General features: G+C 41.1%; 17 protein-coding genes and 3 pseudogenes. 13 read left to right on the plus strand and 7 right to left on the minus strand.

Annotated elements, in window-relative coordinates:
- Positions 1 to 176 precede the first annotated feature (176 nt).
- Positions 177 to 470, plus strand: coding sequence for an Asp-tRNA(Asn)/Glu-tRNA(Gln) amidotransferase subunit GatC (gene gatC / locus AACX33_RS23155; RefSeq protein WP_193997956.1), 294 nt, complete (start codon positions 177 to 179; stop codon positions 468 to 470).
- 123 nt (positions 471 to 593) lie between these two features.
- Positions 594 to 1,565 (plus strand): glutathione S-transferase family protein, encoded by a 972-nt coding sequence (locus tag AACX33_RS23160; RefSeq protein WP_193997955.1) that lies wholly within the window; start codon positions 594 to 596, stop codon positions 1,563 to 1,565.
- Positions 1,566 to 1,708: 143 nt separating this feature from the next.
- Here the strand turns inward: AACX33_RS23160 and aroA are convergent, their stop codons facing one another.
- Positions 1,709 to 3,061 (minus strand): 3-phosphoshikimate 1-carboxyvinyltransferase, encoded by a 1,353-nt coding sequence (gene aroA / locus AACX33_RS23165; protein WP_193997954.1) that lies wholly within the window; start codon positions 3,059 to 3,061, stop codon positions 1,709 to 1,711.
- Positions 3,062 to 3,475: 414 nt separating this feature from the next.
- Between aroA and AACX33_RS23170 the strand changes: the two genes are divergently transcribed.
- Complete coding sequence (locus AACX33_RS23170) at positions 3,476 to 3,988, plus strand: hypothetical protein (RefSeq protein ID WP_193997953.1); 513 nt, start codon at positions 3,476 to 3,478, stop codon at positions 3,986 to 3,988.
- 92 nt (positions 3,989 to 4,080) lie between these two features.
- Here AACX33_RS23170 and AACX33_RS23175 read toward each other — a convergent pair whose 3' ends face one another.
- Together AACX33_RS23175 and AACX33_RS23180 are read right to left on the minus strand one after the other, a co-directional pair.
- Complete coding sequence (locus tag AACX33_RS23175) at positions 4,081 to 4,662, minus strand: thioredoxin family protein (protein WP_193997952.1); 582 nt, start codon at positions 4,660 to 4,662, stop codon at positions 4,081 to 4,083.
- Between the two features lie 171 nt (positions 4,663 to 4,833).
- The gene (locus tag AACX33_RS23180; RefSeq protein ID WP_193997951.1) at positions 4,834 to 5,049 is read right to left on the minus strand and encodes a chlorophyll a/b-binding protein; all 216 of its coding nucleotides are present in this window, start codon (positions 5,047 to 5,049) and stop codon (positions 4,834 to 4,836) included.
- A gap of 241 nt (positions 5,050 to 5,290) precedes the next feature.
- Between AACX33_RS23180 and AACX33_RS23185 the strand changes: the two are divergent.
- From AACX33_RS23185 to AACX33_RS23220, 8 genes and pseudogenes are all read left to right on the plus strand, one after another.
- Positions 5,291 to 5,578 (plus strand): annotated as a pseudogene (locus AACX33_RS23185) (FAD-dependent thymidylate synthase); the annotation flags it as partial.
- Positions 5,579 to 5,581: 3 nt separating this feature from the next.
- Positions 5,582 to 6,208: pseudogene (locus AACX33_RS23190) on the plus strand (hypothetical protein); the annotation flags it as partial.
- A gap of 3 nt (positions 6,209 to 6,211) precedes the next feature.
- Positions 6,212 to 6,646 (plus strand): annotated as a pseudogene (gene thyX / locus AACX33_RS23195) (FAD-dependent thymidylate synthase); the annotation flags it as partial.
- Positions 6,647 to 7,566: 920 nt separating this feature from the next.
- Positions 7,567 to 8,535, plus strand: a complete 969-nt coding sequence (locus AACX33_RS23200; RefSeq protein ID WP_193997950.1) for an SDR family oxidoreductase — start codon at positions 7,567 to 7,569, stop codon at positions 8,533 to 8,535.
- Positions 8,536 to 8,692: 157 nt separating this feature from the next.
- The gene (locus AACX33_RS23205; RefSeq protein WP_193997949.1) at positions 8,693 to 10,096 is read left to right on the plus strand and encodes a hypothetical protein; all 1,404 of its coding nucleotides are present in this window, start codon (positions 8,693 to 8,695) and stop codon (positions 10,094 to 10,096) included.
- A 145-nt stretch (positions 10,097 to 10,241) separates the two neighbouring features.
- Entirely contained in the window at positions 10,242 to 11,192 is a 951-nt protein-coding gene (locus tag AACX33_RS23210) for an ABC transporter ATP-binding protein (protein ID WP_193997948.1), read from the plus strand.
- Positions 11,193 to 11,362: 170 nt separating this feature from the next.
- Positions 11,363 to 12,880 carry a hypothetical protein gene (locus AACX33_RS23215; protein ID WP_193997947.1) on the plus strand — a complete coding sequence of 506 codons (1,518 nt, stop codon included), beginning with the start codon at positions 11,363 to 11,365 and terminating at the stop codon, positions 12,878 to 12,880.
- A gap of 261 nt (positions 12,881 to 13,141) precedes the next feature.
- Positions 13,142 to 14,797: a hypothetical protein gene (locus tag AACX33_RS23220; protein WP_227788811.1), complete on the plus strand. Its 1,656-nt coding sequence runs from the start codon at positions 13,142 to 13,144 to the stop codon at positions 14,795 to 14,797.
- 92 nt (positions 14,798 to 14,889) lie between these two features.
- On the opposite strand, the gene AACX33_RS23225 is transcribed toward AACX33_RS23220, so the two are convergent.
- The 3 genes from AACX33_RS23225 to AACX33_RS23235 form a co-directional block, all read right to left on the minus strand.
- Positions 14,890 to 15,999, minus strand: a complete 1,110-nt coding sequence (locus tag AACX33_RS23225) for a glycosyltransferase family 4 protein (RefSeq protein WP_193997946.1) — start codon at positions 15,997 to 15,999, stop codon at positions 14,890 to 14,892.
- A 20-nt stretch (positions 16,000 to 16,019) separates the two neighbouring features.
- The gene (locus AACX33_RS23230; RefSeq protein WP_193997945.1) at positions 16,020 to 16,829 is read right to left on the minus strand and encodes a PIG-L deacetylase family protein; all 810 of its coding nucleotides are present in this window, start codon (positions 16,827 to 16,829) and stop codon (positions 16,020 to 16,022) included.
- A gap of 548 nt (positions 16,830 to 17,377) precedes the next feature.
- On the minus strand, positions 17,378 to 19,594 hold the full coding sequence (locus AACX33_RS23235; protein ID WP_193997944.1) for a hypothetical protein: 2,217 nt from the start codon (positions 19,592 to 19,594) through the stop codon (positions 17,378 to 17,380).
- 851 nt (positions 19,595 to 20,445) lie between these two features.
- On the opposite strand from AACX33_RS23235, the gene AACX33_RS23240 reads away from it, so the two are divergent.
- Together AACX33_RS23240 and AACX33_RS23245 are read left to right on the plus strand one after the other, a co-directional pair.
- Positions 20,446 to 21,615, plus strand: coding sequence for a glycosyltransferase (locus AACX33_RS23240; RefSeq protein WP_193997943.1), 1,170 nt, complete (start codon positions 20,446 to 20,448; stop codon positions 21,613 to 21,615).
- 50 nt (positions 21,616 to 21,665) lie between these two features.
- On the plus strand, positions 21,666 to 22,823 hold the full coding sequence (locus tag AACX33_RS23245) for a glycosyltransferase family 4 protein (protein ID WP_193997942.1): 1,158 nt from the start codon (positions 21,666 to 21,668) through the stop codon (positions 22,821 to 22,823).
- Here AACX33_RS23245 and AACX33_RS23250 read toward each other — a convergent pair whose 3' ends face one another.
- A complete protein-coding gene (locus tag AACX33_RS23250; protein ID WP_193997941.1) occupies positions 22,824 to 23,195 on the minus strand; it encodes a hypothetical protein in 372 nt (123 codons plus the stop codon). It lies immediately after the preceding gene.
- Positions 23,196 to 23,206 lie beyond the last annotated feature (11 nt).

Genomic DNA, 23,206 nt, shown 5'->3' on the forward strand with positions numbered 1-23,206 from the left:
CGAGGAGGGGAACCGGATTTACAGTAAAATTCGGTTTGTAGGGCTGGAAACCCTTTTTGGATCAGGATGTGTGTACACCGTAGGTAAGCGAGGAGGGGGCAAGATGTAGTTTGGAACAAGTTGCTTTGTCGGTCTAATTGACAAAAAAAGAAAATAAAATTAACTATTCAGGAACCATGATTGATCGCGAACAAGTTCACAAAGTAGCTCTGCTGGCTCGTTTAGAATTAACATCAGCAGAAGAGGAGCAATTCACTACTCAACTGGGAAGTATTTTGGATTATATCGAGCAGTTGAATGAAGTAGATGTCAGTAATGTACTGCCGACAACACGGGCAATTGATGTCAGTAATGTGACTCGAAAAGATGAGTTACAACCATATCCTGAGCGAGAAGCTATCTTGAATGGTGCGCCTGAACAAGAAGGCGATTTTTTCAAAGTCCCAAAAATTATGAATAGCAATGATTAGGGAGGGTTGAATCAGTGAACAGTGAACAGTGAACAGTTATCAAGTAGATTGAGTAAGAGATTTCTATGCAATGATGTCTCTTAACTGATAACTGATAATTGATAACTGAAAAAGGAGAGATATATGGGTTTGGGAATCCTCAAGGATGGTCAGTGGATATCAAGACGGGATCAAGAAGATTCAGAAGGTAAATTTATCCGCCCATCAACAACTTACCGTGATCAGATTACAACAGATGGCTCTAGTGGTTTTAAGGCTGAACCAGGTCGCTATCATTTATATATTTCTTGGGCTTGTCCTTGGGCTTGTCGGACTGCAATTATCCGCCAATTAAAAGGACTAGAAGATGTGATTGGGCTATCGGTAGTTGGGGCGGAAATTGAGCAAAACAGTTGGGAATTTACTGATGAATCAGGTGCGATTCCTGATACGGTCAATGGTACTAAATATCTTTGGCAACTTTATCTGAAAGCTGATCCTAACTACAGTGGACGGGTAACAGTGCCAGTATTATGGGACAAGGAAAAGGGGACAATTGTCAATAATGAATCCCGCGAAATTATGCGGATGTTTGATACCCAATTCAATGCTTTTGCTCAAGAAGATATCAATTTTTATCCAGAAAGTTTACAAAAACTAATTGACGAGACGATTGATGCTATTTACCAACCGATCAATAATGGGGTATATCGGGCGGGATTTGCTACTTCTCAATCAGCTTATGATCAGGCGGTAACAGAGTTATTTGCCGCCCTTGATGACTGGGAGATTATATTAGGAAAACAGCGCTATCTCTGCGGGGATCAAGTGACTGAAGCTGATTGGTGTATGTTTACTACTTTGCTGCGTTTCGATGCAGTTTATTATGTGCATTTTAAATGCAATATACGTCGGATAGTTGAGTATCCTAATTTGTGGAATTATCTCAAAGAACTTTATCAATTACCGGGTGTGAAGGAAACTTGTAATTTTGACCACATTAAACGGCATTATTACAGAAGTCATCCCAATGTTAACCCCACCCGCATTGTGCCGAAAGGCCCTGTGATTGATTTTGATGCGCCTCATAACCGGGATGAAGTGGGTACAAAATAGCAGCTTCTGGCGCGACACAGCTAAAGTAGTGCATCAGGCATACTTCGACAAGCTCAGTACAAGTCTTGCCTGTTCTAGGCGGGCTAGAAGCCCACCCCACGATATTGATGTTGATGCACACAATTATGTGTGTCACACTTTACTTATGTATTCAGTATTCCTTGTAGTGTGGCGGTGAAGTCGGGGTAAGAAATGGCGGCGGCTTCTGCACGGTGAATGGTGGTGATTCCGGTGGAAACTAAAGATGCGATCGCTAAACTCATGGCAATGCGATGATCTGTATAACTATCGACATCAGTACCCACTAAGGGAGTACCGCCAGTGATTTCCATACCGTCGGGTAATTCACTCACCTTTGCACCCATTTTATTGAGTTGCTGCGCCATCACGGTAATGCGATCGCTTTCTTTAACTCGCAATTCCTCTGCATCCCGAATAACCGTTGTACCTTCGGCAAATACTGCCGCTACTGCTAAAATGGGAATCTCATCAATCATTCTGGGAATGATATCCCCGGCAATGGTGCAGCTTTTTAAACCACTGGAACGCACTCTTAAATCCGCGACTGGTTCCCCAGCGACTTCGCGCTGATTTTCCAGTTGAATGTCAGCCCCCATGAGTTCTAAAGCTTCTAATATCCCCGTGCGGGTGGGATTAACACCAACATTTTCCACTACCAATTCCGAACCGGGAACAATCGCGCCAGCGACTAACCAAAAGGCTGCGGAACTGATATCCCCAGGAACAATGACTTTTTGCCCACGTAGTTGCGCCGGTCCGATGACGGTGACGCTATTGGTGTCTGGATCAATACTGAGTTCTGCACCAAAAGCCCGTAACATCCGTTCGCTGTGGTCACGAGAAAGAGCGGGTTCGGTGACGGTGGTTTTTCCTGCTGTTAATAAACCCGCAAGTAAGATACAGGATTTCACTTGGGCGGAAGCGATGGGGGAATGGTAATGAGTTGGTTTCAGGGCTTGTCCTTGAACTGCTAAGGGTGCTAAGGAATTACCCTTACGTCCCCAAATCTCTGCGCCCATTTGTTGCAACGGTTTAACTACACGGGACATGGGACGCGATCGCAAAGAACTATCCCCTGTGACCGTAAAAAACCGCCCTGGATGAGAAGCCAAAAGCCCTAACATCAGTCTGAGTGTAGTACCAGAGTTGCCAGCATTCAACACATCCACTGGTTCTTGCAATTGTCCCAAACCAATACCCTGAACTGTAACTAATTCGGTATTCAGTTCCGAAATTTGCGCTCCCATAGCTTGAAAACAGCTTGCAGTGCTGCGGGGATCTTCGCCTAACAGCAGCCCTTGGATCTGCGTTTCACCTTCAGCGATCGCGCCTAACATTAAAGCCCGATGTGATATAGATTTATCACCAGGGACACGGATACAACCCTGTAAGGACAGTCCAGCAGAGGGTCGCTGGATAATTAACTTCTGAGAAAGGTCTTTTTGAGTTTCTACAGTGATGACAGCAGCCGACATGAGTTTACACTTCTTGGATACACCGGAAGTTCATCAGCGACTAAATTTGCCACGACTGGACACTTCCTGCATAGTATCCTATCGCTTTTTGTTCGCGGAAATTTGTCAAAATCGACCTAGTAGATGATGAATCCTCACTTAATACTTTTGTTCTTGGCAAAAATCACTCTCAGGGGTCTTGTGTTTCTTGCAAATTTCACTTAACATTTTGCCAAAAAATTTTATTTATAGCACCAGAGAAGGTGTTTAAATTTATAATCTTTTATTTATTTTTACCTGGATTTATTTGGCTTACCAAATCAGGATCTTCAGTTAATATGAAGGATGTTTGACTATTTACTGGTTGATTCTGACTGTAAAAGATACTGGTGTTAATTTCATTTTGTTCAATAGCTTTTAGCCCCTATCGCTCCCATGCTGACCCATCACCGTAAGCCCGTATGTTTATCACTTATTTCCACTGACCTGCCATTCTGGTCTGTTGTGGAAACTGCGGGTACATTGTATCAAAAAGACACTGATCGATTTCATTTACTATTGACAGCACCGCCTTTAATTACCTGCGAACTGGCAAGTTCTTTGAGTTCAGAAGACATCTGTCCCGAAAATCAGAGCCAAGCTCAAGCCCCCAACAGCCCCAGAATTTTGTGGCTGGAGATTTCCCCCTATCGGGTAATTATGACCATGCAAGGTAACGGTCAAGTTAGTTATCGTCATTTCTGGGAGCAAGGCGTTTATGGTGTGAGCCGTTATTGGCTACCCACTGAGTCATTGCAACCTCATAATCCCATTCGTTTACGAAATTTCACAAAAACTCTGTCACTGAACGGACACCACTTACCAGAGCATTTACGGGTGGAATACGAATTATGGGCAGATCAAGTCCAGATGGGAAGCTACATCCTCAATCTGGAAATTAAACATTAACGCCGCCGCTGCGCGGAAGTCAAAAGTCAAAAGTCAAAAATAAATTTTTGACATGGGTGGTTTATTAACGCCGTGCTTTACTAGGAGTTGGATTAACCAAAATAACTGGGTTCGTTACCAGGTTTCCATTTAATATTGCAACCAATACTGGGCTTTTGTTCAATTGTAACGGGGTTATCCGCCAACACGGATGCGATCGCCCCACGTAAATCTGCACCCGTCACGGGTTTACCATTACTGGGACGGCTATCATCCAATTGTCCCCGATAAGCGAGTTTGCGTTCTACGTCAAATATAAAAAAATCAGGTGTGCAAGCTGCTGTATAAGCTTTGGCAATTTCTTGAGTTTCGTCATAACACAAGGAAAACTTAAAATCAAGTTCTATCGCCATTGCTTTTAAAGACTCTGGTGCATCATCTAGATATTTTTCCGCATCATTGGCGCTAATGGCCACAATTCCTAAATCACTGGAGAGGTAATCTTTTCCTAGACGGGCTAATTCTTGTTGGATATGTTTGACAAATGGGCAATGGCGACAAATGAACATGACCAACAATGCTTTTTGATCAGCAAAAGTGTCCAGAGAAATTGTTTCTCCAGATACTACTTCGGGTAGATGAAAATCTGGTGCTTCCGTGCCTAATGGCAACATTGTAGATGCAGTTAAAGCCATAGAAAATGGGGAGTGAGGAGTAGGGAGTGGAGAGTAGGGGACAATTCTGAGTCCCTAACCTTTTTTTCTCTATTATTTAGTGTACGCATTAATGATGGCTAGACATAAAATTAGAGACAGGAATTTTCCCGTCTCTACATTTGTTAGATATTCAATTTTCAAGATTAGTTTTTACAGGCTGGTCAAAAGGCCGATGATACCGTGTCCTGTGAATACTTCTAATGCAATCAGAGAGACGAAACCAATCATTGCTAAACGACCGTTGAGTAGTTCGGCGTAGGGAGTAAACCCGGTGCGATCGCCTTGCTCGTCTACATAAACCTTTGGTTCTATTGCAAAGTTGTTCATGAGACCTTGGTCATCAATAACAGTTGTATTGGTACGCATATGATTTTTCCTGTCTGCTCTGTGTATGTAAACAACTGTAACAAATCTATTAAATTTTGTAAAGTATCTGAGTAAACTTTTCTGAATCATGGGCAATCTGGTTTTTGACCTCTTTCTCCCTTCTCCTTAGCAAGGGGCTGGGGGTGAGGTTTGTGTACTTTATTTTCTTCGCACTCCTGAACGAGATATCATAGTGAATCGGGTTGACAAAGACGTTTCACGAACAGGTTTCAATTTATCAATGCATCGATTCCGAGTAGAGGTTATTGCCAAAACACCAAACCCGCAGCAAGTGGTTTACGCTGCGATGCACCAAGACTATACCGATGGCTTCGTATATGACGAGCGCGACTCATGGCCTACGGAGTCACAATGTGGCGAAATTATTGTTAAGCGACTGTTAGCCGGTGAGCGGGGACATTATGGACCGCTGGAGCATCCCCAGATTGTTTTTAACTGTGGTTATTTTCCCCACAGTGTCATGCAACAGGCTCGTACACATCGGGTCGGCGTATCATTTGATGTTCAGTGCTTGTCCGCCAATACTGAAATTACTTTTGTTAACTGTGAAGGGAACACTAACCAGAAGCTGAAAAAAACAATTGGAGAACTATACGACAGATGGACTAACGGAGAAAAAGCAATCCGTCAAAGGTCGATTCGGGGTAGGAATGGAGAAGCACCTGGTCAATATCGGCGCGATTGTAAACAACGTATTCGCAAAATGCGCCTGCGAGTTCTGAACGAAGAAACTGGCTTGTTTGAAGTTGGGCATATTAAAGATGTAATGTGCAGTGGTCTTCAACCTGTCTATCGAGTCACTTTGGAGGATGGAAAAACCTTAGATTGCACCGTTAATCATCGCCTATTTACATTAGAGGGCTGGCAAACAATGGGTGACGCAGTTGGTTTAGTCACTAATATTGATGGTACTGTAATCGAAATGACTAAGCCATCCTACTTGATGTGTAATGGTATGGCAGTAGTAGGAAACGGGCTTTACAGAAAATCTTATGATCCTATAGTAAATACAGAAAAAAAATTACAGTCACATCCGGTCAAGGTGAAGAGTGTAGAATACCTGGGTCAACAAATGACTTACGATCTAGAAGTAGAAGGTTCCTGGCATAATTTTGTTGCTAATGGAATTGTAGTTCATAACTCCTTCCGTTACACGGGGAACCAGTTTATTGATGTAGTAGCAGGTAAAAAAGATATAGAAGATGTATTTTACCTGCGTCCCGTTGGTGATTACTCTGATAGACAAGGCAAAAAGTATTTCTATTCACCAGAACAACGCGCCGCAGATTTAGAATGGTGTCTCGAAGCAGCGAAGCGTTACAAAGCTGATTTTGAGGGGGGAATGTCTGAGGAACACGCTAGAGGAAAAGTACCTTTTGATTATCGCCAGCATTTTGTCGTGAGTTTCAATTTAAGGTCGTTCATGCACTTTTGTGATATGAGAAATAAAAAGGATGCTCAATTGGAAATTCAACAGTTGTGTGAAATGATGTGGCCTCATTTTGCTGATTGGACACCTGCGATCGCACAATGGTATGAAAAGCAGCGTCAAGGCAAAGCCAGACTAGCACCGTAAATCGTCGGGGTTTTAAACGCAGAGGGGCGCTAAGGTAACGCAAAGGTTCGCAGAGTTTTGTTCATTCCTCTGTTCCTTGGCGTTCTTGGCTTCTTCTCCCAAAGGGAGAGGCTAGCGCCAAGGCGGTTCGATAATCAACTCCATATTCACAGAATATTCACAGAGAATACTTAAGACGTGTACTTAATTACTTGAATGCCTAAGCCACGAACTCACCCTCTTGGCTCCCGTCTGATGTTTCCTGAATTTTATGAGTTGAAGAAGGTGTAGTTAAAGAATAAGCAAATAATGCTAATTTAACTCGGCAATCATGGTTTTTATTCTATCAGTGGGAAGAGGCATTGTTTAACCAGCCAGGTAATCAGAGGTAGATTTATGTAAAATTTTTAAGTATTGAACATTACAAATAATATTAAACAATTAACTTAACAACTTACGAACGAGAAATATTCCCTCTTCTCTTGCCGGAATTGGGGATTTGAGCCTCTCGATTTGGCTAAATTTCTATCTATAGATATATTTTTAATTTTAAGTCTCGTCAATTATTTAATGTCATATTTGAGGAAAAATTGGTGATTTAATCTGTAATTGAATAAATTAAATGTATCTACAACTTACTTCTATTTGTAATCCCAATTTAACTTTTGCTAACAAGCTATTGCGGTGAAAATTGCCATAACTAATTTCAAGAAATTCCTCATGAAGATAATTAATATCTATCTTCAGATTGTCATAAGAATGTAAATATTTTTTGTAACATTAGTACGAGAGTTTTTAATATCAAACTCAGAAATAACTAGCTATAAAAATAAAAGGATAAAAGCAAATAAACAAGAGGGTAGTTATTAAAAATAACAAATTTTTACCAAATCAACTAGAAATTTGCCCTAAATTAGGCGATCGCTTAAGGAGTCAGCAATATGCCACGACCGATCCATAATTCAGTCATTGTGATTACAGGTGCATCGAGCGGCATTGGACGTGCCACAGCGCGGGAGTTTGCCAAGCAGCGGGCAACATTACTGCTAGCAGCACGGAATGAAACGGCTTTGCAGGAAGTTGCTCAAGAGTGCCAACGTCTAGGTGCGACTGCTGTAGCCATGCCTACTGATGTCACAAATGAGTCAGCAGTCCAAGCATTAGCACAGCGAGCGATCGCCTCTTTTGGGCGTATTGATGTTTGGGTAAATAATGCCGCCGTCAGCTTATTTGCCCGGTTTGAGGAAGCACCCCCATCAGCTTTTAGACAAGTAATTGAGACAAATTTATTTGGTTATATTTACGGAGCGCGTGCTGCTTTACCTTACTTCCGTGAACAAGGTAGCGGCAACTTAATCAATGTTTCTTCGGTGGTCGGCGTAACTGGTCAGGCATACACCAGCCCCTACACCATCAGTAAATATGCCATTCGTGGTCTGTCCGACTCTCTGAGGATGGAATTGTATTTAGACAATGCCCGTGAAATTCATGTCTGCACAGTATTACCAGGTTCCATTGACACACCAATTTTTCAACACGCAGCTAATTATACTAATCGCCAAATTAAGGCGATGAACCCCGTATATCCAGCCAAACAAGTAGCCGATGCCATTGTGGGGTTAGTGGATAAACCAGAGCGAGAAATTGTCGTTGGTCAAACTGTTTACTTGCAGCTTTTGCAGAAAACCTTGGCACCTGACCTTTTTGAACCGATGCTGGCGAAGCAAGTTGATCAGGATCATTTCCAAGATCACAAGCCAACTCCTCAGACTGATGGTAATTTATTCGAGCCGATGCACGACTATACAGGCATCAGTGGCAATTGGTTGGGTACAGGCGGCATCACTACCCAAGATGTTTGGGATATGGCCAGAGAGACAGCACAGAAAATTGGTTTACCCCTTTCTTAAAGCAGAGATGCACTTGATCTCGTCTAAACAAGAAAGCTTGCTCCCCTCTGCTTCTTTGTCATTACCCTGAATTACAGCAGACCTCTGGAATTAGCCCGTGTAACTCGCGCCTTTATTGAAGCTACAGAATCACATTTGATTGAAAAGGAGAGATTAAATGCAAAGGCCTATGTATAACCGGATGTTAGCTTCCTTTATGGCCAAGTTCCGGGTCGCTCCGCCTTATATTGCCGGATTTGACTCTGGGACGGCAATGTTACGTGCCACTGCTGCTTACCTACGCGGAGATGATTTTCCCGGAATAGGGACGATGCCACCTGCTATAGAAGCAATTGCTACTGTTCTGAACCAGTTACCCCAACAAGCTAAAGAGACAATTTATACAGTTAGTAGTGCAGGTGAATCAATTCCGCCGGGACGATTGGGAGATGTCAGTTCTGAGGTCGTCTCGGAGTGGATGGTCAATGAATATCCCCAAAATGAATATCAGGCGATCGCCATTGGTTCTGCGAGTGGGGCGCTGGTGCATCTATGCGCGGCGCTGGGTATGCCTTGGCTACCACAAACTTTTTTGATTCCGGTGCTGTATCCTGAACTGCATCCCGATGAACCGAAAAAGGCGATGGAGTGGGGTAGAGAGAAAGCCCAGCCGCTGCTGGATGCCAATCCTGATTTGCAATTACATCATATGTATGACCCCAGTCAAGACCGCTTGACTATGCGGGGAATGAACTATTTTCGGGCGAAGTATTTGCGTCTGAGTTCAACTTACAAGCGGTTTTTAGAAAAGAAACTCACCAGAGGCGGGACGATTTTTTTGGTAGAGTGTCAACGAACTTCGCCGACAACCAGAATTGGCGATCGCCACATCTTTCAGTTTGGGGGGTTGGGTGGTGCAACACCAAGCGATCGCGTGACTGATTACTCACATCGGCAATCCTGGGACGCACCAAAACCAGATGGAGAAACACCAGAAGCTGAGTGGGGTTTTGAAGCTACCCTGCGCGAAGATGTGGAAAAATTTGCCCACAATCACGGTTATCATGTCCGGCGGATCATCTTTCAAGAACCAGAACACCTCAGTCCTTTTGTCGCGGAATTTTATCGTTGGTGGTACAAACAACGAGGAATCACTGCTAACCGATTACTGGTAGAGTCGTCTATTTTACTAGAACCCATGTGGGCTTTACGTACTGGCTCAGTACCATTCTGGCTGAAGTTTAACATGGAATCTTCTCTAGATGAGATTAAAGATTATCTTCGCAAAGCTGACCCATACGATGAAATTTTCATGTCCCTGTTCTCTCACGGGGTCGAGTCAGTGGGTTTACCTAGCATCGAACAATGGCGCGAAGTCTTGAATTACGCACGCCAGCGCGGTGAATTCATCGGCATGGTAGAGTCAGATTTCCCCCGAAATTTCGCGACATTAATTCGTTATTATACCGACCTCAAACGCACGATTTCAGCTCGTTACCCAGTCCCTGGGACATTGAGTTTAGAACAATTAGACAAGTTTATTCAGCAAACAGGCGATCGCTTTCCCGTGCAATGGCAATAGCTAGAATTGATATCCAGCAGATTCTGTGGTGATTACGCCCAAAGACTTGAATAAAAAAATTAGTTGCAATTTCCGAAACCAGACTAAAAAAGGCTGTATACAAAGGATAAGTTAATATTTTAACAACCGCCCTACTGTAGCAGCTATGGTAAAAGAATTAGCAATTCAGACCTGTGGATTAACAAAGCAATTTGAACGACACGTTGCTGTCAATGATGTTGATTTAGAAATCCCCGCAGGTGAAGTCTATGGATTAATTGGCCCCAATGGTGCTGGTAAAACCACTCTCATCCGAATGTTGGCTACTGCGGAAGAACCAACTACGGGTGAGATTTATATTAATGGCGATCGCCTGCGACTTGACAAAAGTAACTCTCAACTCAAGCGTCACCTGGGCTACTTACCTGATGACTATCCCCTATACGAAGATTTAACCGTCTGGGATTACTTAGATTATTTTGCCCGGCTGTATCGTTTGCGAGAACCACGGCGAACTCAACGCTTACATGAAGTTTTAGAACTTATACAACTGGAGAATAAACGTCACAGTCTGATTTCTACCCTATCACGGGGGATGAAACAGCGTTTGAGTTTAGCACGGACGATTATTCACGAACCAATTTTACTACTTTTAGATGAGCCTGTTTCTGGACTTGATCCGATTGCGAGAATGCAGTTTCGGCAAATCATCAAATCCTTGCAAGAAGCCGGGATGACAATTTTAATTTCGTCCCATGTTCTCAGTGATTTAGCCGAACTGTGTACTTCTGTAGGAATTATGGAGTTGGGTTTTTTAGTAGAAAGTACTTCATTGCCAGAACTTTACAAACGCCTTTCTCAGCCACAAATTATTTTATCAACTCTGGGGAATTTAGAATCTCTGGAAAGTGAATTAAAAAATTATCCCTTGGTGAAACAATGGGAGAAAATACTCGGTACAAACAGCTTGCGAGTCAATTTTTCGGGTACAGAGGAAGATAGCGCTGATTTATTGCGATCGCTAATTGTTTCCGGTATTCCCATCACTGATTTTCACTGCACTCAAGAAGACTTAGAAAGTATTTTCCTCAAATTAGGACACAAACAAGCATCTTAGGGAACACCAAAAAATAAATTCCCCAAAAATTGTAAGGTGGGTGAGCGCAGCGTAACCCACCAGAAGCTTAAGGATAATGGTATGTTACTACAAATTAATTGGGGATTTTATTCCTTGGAAGTCCCTTAGTCAATCAATAATTACACTTTCTATTTTTGGAGTTGCCAATTATGCTCAATCTCAAGTACAAACTAGGCGAATTAAACCCTCAATTATTCCGAGAAATTAAAGGAAGCTTAAAAAAACGCAATGTTTTGTTAGTAGGATTTATATCTTTTGTATTTCAGTTCATATTCTTAGCATTTGCCCTAGACGGGGAATCACTACTTCCTTATAGTTGGCTCAGTGTGATTGAAATAATAGCCATTATCATCTGTGGAACCTATGCACTCATCAATGATTTAGTTACCGAAGAACGGCGAACCACATTAAATTTTATTCGTCTGAGTCCACAATCATCTCAAAGTATTCTTTTTGGTAAAATGCTGGGAGTTCCCATTCTGGGGAATATGTTCATATTACTGGCAATTCCTTTCCATGTATGGTTAGGTGTAAATGCAAAATTGCCCTTGAATCAAATTTTGTTTTTTTATGTGATTTTGTTCGCTGCTAGTATTTTCTACTATAGTAGCGCATTACTATTTAGCTTAGTAAGTTCTTGGTTAGGTCGTTCTCAAGCTTGGTTAGGAAGTGGCTTCCTCACACTGTTTTTGATCTTGACTCAGAAAGATTTGCATGGTAATGAAACGGAGATTCCAGCAGTATTCAGACTAATTAATCCCCAATATTTTATTCCTAATTATGACAACAGTTTCAGCCTAGCTGATTTGCATTTGTTCGGTCTACCATTAGGAAAGAGTTTTACCATTACAGCCGGCTTTAGTGTATTGGTTTACTCCATTGGAATTTACTTTATTTGGCAATCTATAGAACGTTGCTATCATACGCCTAATGTCACAATTTTGAGTAAAAAGCAGAGTTATTTACTCACTACTAGCTTTACAGCGATTACGTTAGGATGCTTCAATAATCTAGATGTAGAAGCTTTATTAAGTTTAATATTTCTGAACTTTGGGCTGTTTTTCTATCTGATTGCTGCCCTTACGCCGAATCGCCAAACCCTACAAGATTGGGCGAGATATCAGCACATTTATCATGTTCAACATCCAGGTAAGCGCAAGTTAATCAAGGATTTAATTTGGGGTGAAAAAAGTCCGAGTGTACTCGCGATCGCCATCAATGCTTTAATTGCTATTACCAGTACAAGTGTATATATTTCTCTGGTATCAAGTCATGGATGGGACAAAATTAATGGTTTTGCAGCTTTAATTTTCGCATTTAGTTTAGTAGTTATCTATGCAGCCTTAGCTCAATTACTTTTATTCATGAAAAATGAGCAGAGGTTATTATGGACTAATGGCATTTTGGGGGCGGTAATTATCTTGCCACCGATTGTTTTATTCATGTGGTTTTCCGATCCTGGAAACCAAAGTTTTCTGTGGTTATTTTCTATAAATGCACCAACCCTGTTCTTATATCCACCAACTAATAATTCATTAGGTGTAATAACTCCTTTTCTAGCAATTCTGGGACACGCAGGTATTTTAGGTTTATTGCTGTTTAAAACCAAGCAACAATTGCAAAAAGCAGGGGTATCAGCCACAAAGGCACTATTAGCAGAAAATTAGCGTTATTTTATTACTCTGAAAAAATAAAATATTTGTAGGTTGGATAGAACGAAGTAAAACCCAAAGAAACCAGGATTTTTTGGTGTTGGCTTGAGGAACAAAACCCAACCTACCGAGACGCTGACTTTTAGGCTTAACTGAACTATCTGGGATTTTTACTACACTCAAGAAGACGGAGAAAGTCTTTTCTCAAAATTAGGACACAAATAAGCATCCTCAGCAGTCAAGAATTATGATTGTCTATTTTTGGAGTTGCCAATTATGCTCAATTTCATGGATAAACTAGGCGAATTAAACCCTCAATTCTTACGAGAACTTAAAGGGCGGTTAAAAATTCGCAACGTGCTGTTAGCAATATCTATATCTTTGCTGGGTCAGTTTATACTCTTCATGGTTTTTCAAGCTAAACTGCCGTCAACCCTGATCGAATTGCCATTTTCTCATAAGTATTGTACAGGTAAACTTGAATATGGTATAGCAGACTGTATTTTAGATAATTACGATCATGTCATTATGAATTGGCAATTATGGTATCAAGATATTTTTAATTTGCTCAGTTTGATGACAATTTTTGTCGTTTTAGTCGGTGGAACTTATTTACTCATCAATGACTTAGCCACCGAAGAAAGGCGAGATACACTAAATTTTATTCGTCTTAGCCCCCAATCCCCCCAAAGTATTCTCCTTGGTAAAATTTTAGGTGTTCCCATCCTTTTGTATATTTTAGTATTGCTAGCAATTCCGTTCCATTTTTGGTTAGGTTTGAATGCAAAATTACCCTTGAATCAAATTTTTGTGTTTTATCTAATCTTGCTCGCCGCTACCTTTTTTTACTACAGTAGTGCATTACTCTTTGGCTTAGTAGGTTCTTGGCTAAACGGGTTTCAATCTTGGTTAGGAAGCACGTTCATGTTGGGTTTTCTGCTCTTTACTGAAGCATTACTAAAACATAGTATTACAAGGAATCATCCATTGCTAGTATTTGGGCTAATTAGTCCAAAATATTTTATTGCCCATTTTTCAGACAGTTCCACACTTGCTGATTTTCATGGGTTCGGTCTCCCATTAGGAGATAGTTTTGCCCTCAGCATCGGTTTTACTTTATCGATTTACTTCATGGGAATTTACTTTATCTGGCAATCTCTACAACGTTGCTATCGTGATCAAAATGCCACAATGTTGAGTAAACAGCAGAGTTATTTACTAACTACTAGCTGTGCTATAATTACTTTAGGCTGTGCCAATTGGCATTCAGAGGTAAAGGAAAACTTTTTTATTTTGCTCTTGCTAAATTCGGGGCTGTTTTTATATCTGATTGCTGCCCTTACCCCGAATCACCAAACCCTACAAGATTGGGCTAGATATCAGCACATTTATAGTGTGAAACATCCCGGTAAGCGCAAGTTAATCAAGGATTTAATTTGGGGTGAAAAAAGTCCGAGTGTACTGGCGATCGCCATCAATGCTTTAATTGCTATTACCAGTATAAGTGTATATATTTCTCTTTCTCTGGCATCAAGTCATGGATGGGACAAAATTAGTGCTTTTGCAGCTTTAATTTTTGCATTTAGTTTAGTGCTGATCTATGCAGCCTTAGCCCAACTCCTTTTATTCATGAAAAATGAGCAGCGATTATTATGGACTAATGGCATTGTGGGGGCGGTAATTATCTTGCCACCGATTGTTTTATTCATGTTGTTTTCCGATCCTAGTAACCAAAGTTTCCTGTGGTTCTTTTCGATAGTTGCACCATCCATATTTTTATTCCCACCAACTAATTATTCCTTAAATGTCATGGATGCTTTTCTAGCAATTCTGGGACACGCAGGTATTTTAGGTTTATTGCTGTTTCAAACCAAGCGACAATTGCAAAAAGCAGGGGTATCAGCAACAAAGGCACTATTAGCAGAAAATTAAGGACTGACAAATCAAACAACAGCCCAAATTTTCTGGACTTTACCGTGTAGCGTCTCGTAGAGAGGACTATAGTCCTCACTACAAACCTTGAGTTATTTACCAGTTAAAATTTTTTTTCTGGTTACTACTTGCGGGGCATTGTAGTTTGTAGCTAATTCATTGTATAATTCCAGCGTTTCTTGATTCGCACGCGCCGCACTGAAACGCTGTAAATTTTCTTGGGCGCGACATTTCCACCTGTGTAACTCTACAGGATCTTTGAGTAATTGTGTTAAAGCTGTTGCTAAAGTCTGACTATCTTGAGGTGGAACTAAAATACCAGCTTGGCGATTATCTAAAGTTTCCGGAATACCGTCTACATCGCTGGCGATAATTGCACAACCTGCTTCCCGCGCCTCTGTTAACACTAAACCAAAGGATTCGTAGTGTGAAGCCAGGACAAAAATATCGGTTGCTAGCATATAACGTTGCGGTTCTGCCTGGAAACCTTCAAAATGAATGCGATCGCTATAAACTGTATCTTGCGCCATTGTCTCAAACAAGGAGCGATCTGGCCCATCTCCAACTAAGTATAGATGTGCCTGGGCAAATTCTGCCGCAATTTTGCTAAAAGCCGTAATTAACTCCACAATTCCTTTGCGGGTATACATCCCGGCCACAGTGGTAATTGCTGGACGCTGTAGGGGTAGCGGTTGGTAATCTTGAATGTTGCGATGTCGGGGACTGTTTAATGTCCCGTTGGATATTACCCGCAGCTTTTTTTGTGGTATACCTCGCCGCACCATTGATTTAGCGACTGCGTGACTGACTGCAATTACCCGATCCGCCAATCCCATGAGGACTGAACTACGCTGGAACTCATTATGTACTGTAGAAACTAAATTGTACTTACAGCCGCTTTTGCAAATCCCTGCTAGTACAACTCCTGTCATCATATGTGCATGGACAATATTTGGCTGAAATTCTTGCACAATCTGTCGATAACGCCAAGCAGCTTTGAGAAGATTTAGGGGTTCCCTAGACTGACTTAATTGCCAGTGTCTGACATCATGAAATCCTAATAATGCCTCATATTCTCCTCCATCTGAAACTACAGCCACAGTATGACCATCTTGACTTTGTAAACAAGCCAAATCTATTGCTACATTGACAATTCCATTACCAATGTTCTGCACATGATTGATAATATGTAATATCCGCATAGAATTTTTCTCCTCAGCAGTTAGTCAACCTTAAAAAAGATTTCATAAGAGCCTAAAAACCGTTTAATAAAGCCACGAGGTAGGCTAGCCAGTTGAGATGTATATGAGGCGATCGCTCTATTTTTCTTTTCTTGAACTGATGTGATCGAAAAACAGTAAGCTGCTGCTATATCCTGTAACTTGAGTAGAATAAATAGCGGCGCTCTCCAGAATAACCAGATGGGATATTGTAGTAATTCAACTGTAAGATTATTTTGTGCGTAGACCCGGATCAGCTTTTTGTCAGACATGGCTGCTTTAACTAATTCATATGTAGCTTCATGATCTTGATGACAATCTTTTCTGTGAGGGACATAAATTTCTTCTGGTTGATAATATCGAATCAGTTCAGCTACATGGGAAATTATCTGTTGTTTATCATCATTTTTTAAATTTTGCAAACTCCCATCTAGTTTGGCTAAAAAATGAATTTCTGAGGCTTCTACACCTAAAATTCCTAATGCTTCTATTGCTTCTTGTTGGCGAATTTGGACGATATTGTTTTGAGTATTTGCCACTGAACCACCTGATCCCTGTCCATCTGTCAGAAACACAACTATCACTGGTATTCCCTGTTCACGCTTATGAGCAATCATTCCCCCACAGCCCAAGGTTTCATCATCTTGATGAGGAGAAAACACCATTGCTGGTTTTTGGTTAAATGCTAAAGGCTGACTGCCACGAAGCAAAATCCATCTACACAATAAACTAGAGTGGATATATTGTAATTGCTCTAGCCAGGGGTGAGGAAATAGTTTTTGTAAACGTTGAAGATGAGTTTTCACTGTCATAACTACTTAGTTATTTATAAAAAACAACCTAATTACATCGAGTTAGCAAGTTGGTTTCCTCAAATTATGTTCATTTATTATCTCTGAAATCAGAGTTCCTGTGATTTTTTGTTTGATTTAATGGAAATAATGTTCTTTCCTGTTACATTACCGTAATTTAATTATTGCTGCTTTTAATTGAAAGAATTTATTTTTTTGGTAAAAGGCAAAATTGAAATATAAACTAATGTCTCAATTTGCCGAATCATGACTAAATTTTTATTGCTAAATGAGGTTGTTTTATTTGATAAAATTGTGTAGATAAATTGTTTTATTAACCACAGAGTAAACAGAGAAAAAAAAGACATAAAAACACCGGGCTGCTAGAGAACAGACACAAACCCGGCTTTGATTATTTATGTATAGCTGGGGAGTTACTTCGACTGCGCTCAGTAACCGGGGGAGTGGGTTAAAACTCTTTTGCTGCCTAAGTTTGATTATCTGTTGATGTCTTAACCTCCTTGGCGGTTGCTATACTCAAGAAGGCAAGATTAACTCTGTGCGAATGCTTATAGCTTCAGGCGATACACAATCACTTTGGCTTTAGCATTTTCTTCTACAAATACGAGATACTCGCCATTAGACCGCCGCATAGCCCGAATCCCATAGGGAATATCAACCCAGCCACTTTCTTTTGCAACTTCTGGGCCTGGTGTTAATTTTTTGACCAAATCCCCTGTTTTGGCATTATAGATATATACTTCTGCTGTTTTTACAGTCACGGCAAAAACATAATCTCCGGCTATACTCATCGCTGCGGTGGAAACTTCGCGTTTACCAGTGGTATCGTGGGGAACTACTATGCGCCAACGGGGTGTGCTGTTTCCCCGACTCCAATTGTCGAAACGCACAATCTCAGATCCCACAACTTTGGTGTCATCACCAACGGCTGGATGATCCTGTGTAAAGCCTGATAAATACATCGTATCGGTTTCAGGCAAATACTCAATCCGCCGCAAATCGCTAAATAGGCTGGGGGTTTTGTGCTTTTGCATGGAACTATAGGTGTAGATGGGGTTACCATGATCATCTAGTCCCTGCAAAGGATAGTGTCGGATACCGTCTTTGGTTCGCAAGGTTTTCCAGACATCTCCTTTAGTATCTACCCACCATCCGCCGATGTAAGGATAATCTTTGCTGGTATCGTATTCACCTTTGTCAAATTTACCGTTTTTGTTGCGATCGCGCCAAATCCATTCTCCGGCTTCTGGTTGCTGCGGCGGCCAATCTCCCCGCATTGATTTTCCCCCACTACCATGAGTCCCCACAAACATTCCCGCCGGAATCGCAATTTTGCCGTCTGTTTCGGGATTGAAGCGATAAATTTGCAGAAAGCTTTCATACATATCACTCAGGAAAACAAAGGGTTTCCCTTGGATGCGGCGCACCCAGGTAGCATCCGGCGATGTATTCAAACGTGGATCTTGCGGATATTTGAAAGGATTTAATGTGTAGGCTTGGTAAGTCCATTGCTTACCAGCCGGCTTTTGATAATCCATCAAAAATTGTTCTTGTTTGGTATATAAATTGACTCCATCACCCTGGGGATCAGCATCAGCGTTATCCACAAAGATCAAGCCCAATAATCGCCATACCAGCTTTCCCGATGATGAAAACTTGCGTAAATCTGTGCCTGATTTATTGAAACCATTACTATTTACATAGATATTTCCTGCGTCATCTGTACCGACTCCAGTCAAACCGTAAAGTTTCAAATCTTTGACTTCACCAGCCACACCGCCATAAATTCCCCCCTGACTACCAAAAGTACTCACCTGTACTGGCTGATTTTTAATTTGGTAAATCAGCACTTGCTGACGAGGGCCATTTTCCGCGATTAAAAGTCTGTCTTGACGATCAATTGCGATCGCACTTGGTTCGACAATATTAGTGATCTCTTGGGGTAATTGCTTTCCTTCCGGGGAATAATGCAGAATCTTCGCAGAATTACTGGCATTTTTGCCTTGAATAATCCACAAAGTTCCTTGTTTATCAACAGTTATCCCCCTTGGATTCGCAACACTAAAGCTGCGTAGTTCCTTCATGGTTTCAGTGTTGTACACACGCAGGCGATTAGCAGCAGCATCACTGACATATAACTCATTTCCCCGCGTAGCTAATCCAGTAACTGCACTGTTGTTACTGACAATTAACATACTTTTATCCCAACCACGTCCTTCAGCAAAGGGTGCAGCTTTCCCAGCTAAGTTATAGCGTCTGACGCAATACCAATTTGTGCCTTCCGAGGGATAGTCTTGGTCTTTTCTGTTCACCGCACCTTGGCGCATGGCAATATAAACATATTTATTATTTGCCGTTACAGCTTCTCCCCCAGTCCGACTCCAGCCGTGGGTATCACTCAATTTACCAATCACATTGCCATCTTGATATATTCCGGCTTCTCTGCCAGCTTCGTCCCAGATGCTATTAGTATAAACTGTGCCATTGGGTGCAACATACATACCCTCAATGTTATTTTGTACCCACTTTTCTCCACCACCAAATGTATTACCAATCCAAGAGGTTTGATATGTGGGTGGGGCTGTTTTACTGTTAGCCCCATCATTGGAAACCCCAAGAGCCGTAAAAATTACGCCTATAGCTATAATCAGCACAAAATTGACAAATTTTAACCTCTGAAAATTCCTATTTCGTGTTAGCCTCTTGATGTATTGATTAAACTTTTGGTAAATTTCGCCAAACTGCTGTGTTATTCTAGTTCGCATCTTATTTTTAGCCGTTATGATTCATGGCATTCAGTGACTGAGATTAAATACAAATAAACAGCAAAAAAATGAGTTTTAAGTAAAATAAAATACATAAAACTTCCCCCATTTTTTTGTCAGTAACTGCGCCAAATTTCTATCCTGAAAAAACTAGCTATATTTTTTGCTACAAGTTCAAATGTGTATGAGATGAATTTTCCAGTAAACGCCAATAGTCAAAGATTAACAATCCTCAAATCCTCCCCTGTAGATTTTAGACATTTACTTTTGTCAGGACTGTGATATCTATTTGCATGGATTTTCACCTTTGCTATTGACTTACACATTTAATAACAAATTATAGGGAATAAAAATTTCATATTCACCAAAAATTCACCAAAAAAACACATAATATAAATTTATTGTAAATGTATTAATATTTACTTTTCAGCGAAGAAAACTAGAGAAAATTTCCCCAAAACTTTAACTGGGTTCACGAGGAACTAATTTCAATAATTCCCCAAATCACATACAGGTATTGAGCGGGTAATCGAAATAGTTGATAAATTAGTGTTTGATTGAAATCTCTACAGAGGGTGACGTGAAAATTACTGATTTTATAGATAATGGCAGGATATAAGTAGTAGCAGCATTCACTAATTTACTCCTGACTTATACTATTTGCATATGAAGACCCATAGAAAGAACCCCACCGCCTGCGGCTTCTCCCCTGATCAAGAGGAGTCAAAATAATCTGCATCTATGGCTACACCACGCCAGCTATCACCGAAAATGGGTGTTTACACAGCAGTGATTTTGCAGGGAATAAAAGTAAATATATGCACCATCAAGAAATTATAGGAGCTAAGTAGGTGGAAGGTAAAAAAGAACATTTTAATTCAACATCGGCATCGATTCTTACATTGGGAATCGGCTGGTTTCCCAAAACTCCCGGCGGATTAGAAAGGTATATTTATGAACTAACTCATCAATTAGCAGCCAATGAAGACAAAATAGAACTATGTGGAGTTGGTTTACCAGAAACTGAATTAAATGTGCCAATGAAGCTGACGAATTTGGCTGATCCAAATCAGGCAATTTGGCAAAGACTTGTATCTATTCGTCACAAATTTCAGAAAACACGAGTCAGCAAACCAGATGCAATTAATCTGCATTTTGCACTATATAGCTTTCCGATTTTGGATCTTCTGCCCAAAGGTGTACCCATCACTTTTAACTTTCATGGCCCTTGGGCTGCTGAAAGTCAGCAGGAAACTGTTAATCATCAACTCGCTCTTTTTCTCAAGCGACGGTTAATCGAACAAAGCACCTATAATCGTTGCGATCGCTTTATTGTTCTCAGTAAAGCATTCGGTAATATTTTACATCAACAGTATCAAATACCTTGGAGCAAAATTCATATTATCCCTGGGGGAGTGAATATTAATTGGTTTCAAGGCAACTTATCACGCCAATCCGCCCGTCAGCAGCTAGACTGGCCGGAAAATCGCCGCATCCTCTTTACATCCCGTCGCTTAGTCCAGCGAGTTGGAATTGACAAATTACTACAGGCGCTGGTGATGATTAAGCCCCAAGTTCCTGATGTTTGGCTGGCGATCGCCGGTCGTGGTCATATGCAAGCTACACTACAACAACAGGTTGCAGAATTAGGCTTAAAAGACAACGTGAAATTTTTAGGTTTTCTCCCTGATGCCCAATTACCCCTAGCTTACCAAGCTGCTGAATTAACAATCATGCCCAGCCAATCTTTTGAAGGGTTTGGATTAGCAATTATCGAATCTTTAGCTTGTGGAACTCCAGTTTTATGTACCCCAATCGGGGGAATGCCAGAAATTTTATCATCATTTTCCCCAGATTTAATTAGTGATTCTGCCGAGGCTCCAGCTATTGCAGAAAAATTAGCACAGATACTTTTGGGTAATTTATCAATTCCTTCCCGATCAGCCTGTCGTGAGTATGCAGTGACTAATTTTGATTGGCAACATATAACTCAGCAAGTGCGGCAGGTTCTCTTGGCTTGATATTGCTGCGAAATAATTGATTGTAGATTACACCACAAAAATTATAATATATGAAAATTCTGTTTTTAGACCAAAGCGGTAAACCTGGTGGTGCTGAATTGTGTTTAATAGATATTGCTAAACCTTATGGCGATCGCGCTTTGGTAGGTTTGTTTGCAGATGGTGATTTTAGAAAGTTACTACAGCAGCATCATATCCCGGTTGAAGTTTTCGCAACTCAAGCAATTCAAGTTCGCAAACAAAGCAATTTGTTGCAATCTTTGGCGAGTATCGGACAACTTGCCCCACTATTAGCCAAGGTGGTACAAACAGCTAAAGAATATGATCTGATCTACGCCAATACCCAAAAAGCTTTAGTTATTGGCGCACTGGCGAGCTTTTTAGCCCGTCGTCCCTTGGTTTATCACTTACATGATATTCTTTGTTCACAACACTTTAGCCAAACTAATTTGCGGATTGCCGTTACTTTAGCAAATCGTTTTGCTTCATTAGTAATTGCTAATTCTCAAGCTACTCAAACAGCGTTTATCCAAGCAGGAGGAAACGCCAAACTCACGGAAATTGTTTATAATGGTTTTGATTGCCAAAATTATCAATCTGCTGCATCTGAAGTTAAACAATTACAGCAACAGTTAGGGCTAGAAGGAAAGTTTGTCGTTGGACACTTCAGCCGACTTGCACCTTGGAAAGGGCAGCATATTTTAATTGCGGCTTTGTCTGAATGTCCGCCAGAAGTGACAGTAATTTTGGTTGGTGATGCCCTGTTTGGCGAACAAGATTATGTCCAACAATTGCATGAACAAGTTACCAGCTTGAAATTAGAAAACCGCGTCAAATTTTTAGGATTTCGGGCAGATGTTCCCCAGTTAATGGCAGCTTGTGACTTGGTAGCACACACCTCAACAGCCCCAGAACCTTTTGGGAGAGTGATTGTGGAGGCGATGCTATGCGGTACGCCTGTAGTAGCCGCTAAGGCTGGGGGCGCAATGGAATTAGTGGAACACGGTGTTAATGGTTATTTGGTGACACCTGGAGAAATTACGGAATTGGCACAGGTGATTAATACTTGTGTTGCAGAAACCGAAATCACTGCAACCATAGCTAATCATGCCAAAGCGATCGCAGGTCAGCGTTTTGATATAGTAGCGATTAATCAGCAAATTGCTCAACTATTAAATCAGTTATCAGTGAACAAATTTAAGAGATGACTACAAACCGACTAATTCACGAGATTCAAAATCAGTAAGTTGATGCGCGATCGCTAATCTTGCTTCTAATTTAGCTACACTGAACTGGTTACGCAGATATTCTAACTGAGCGATCGCATTGGCTTTGGCCACAGTTAAGCGAATCTGAGTATCCATAGCCTTTTGATATTCTTGATTCACCAGCAAAACTTCAAAGCGACGGGCTTTGCGTTGGGCATCATTTTTCAAATCCATATCAAAAGCAGCAGCGCGATCGGCATTACCTTCAAATCGGTCAATCTGCTGCTGCACCGCCATCAACTGGGAATCTACTTCATTCACCTGTTGGGCAGCTTGCGCGATCGCAGTGGGATAATGACTTAGTTCCAGCATCAAATCATCTT

The sequence above is a fragment of the Nodularia sp. LEGE 04288 genome (genome assembly GCF_963896525.1).
Classification (GTDB): domain Bacteria; phylum Cyanobacteriota; class Cyanobacteriia; order Cyanobacteriales; family Nostocaceae; genus Nodularia.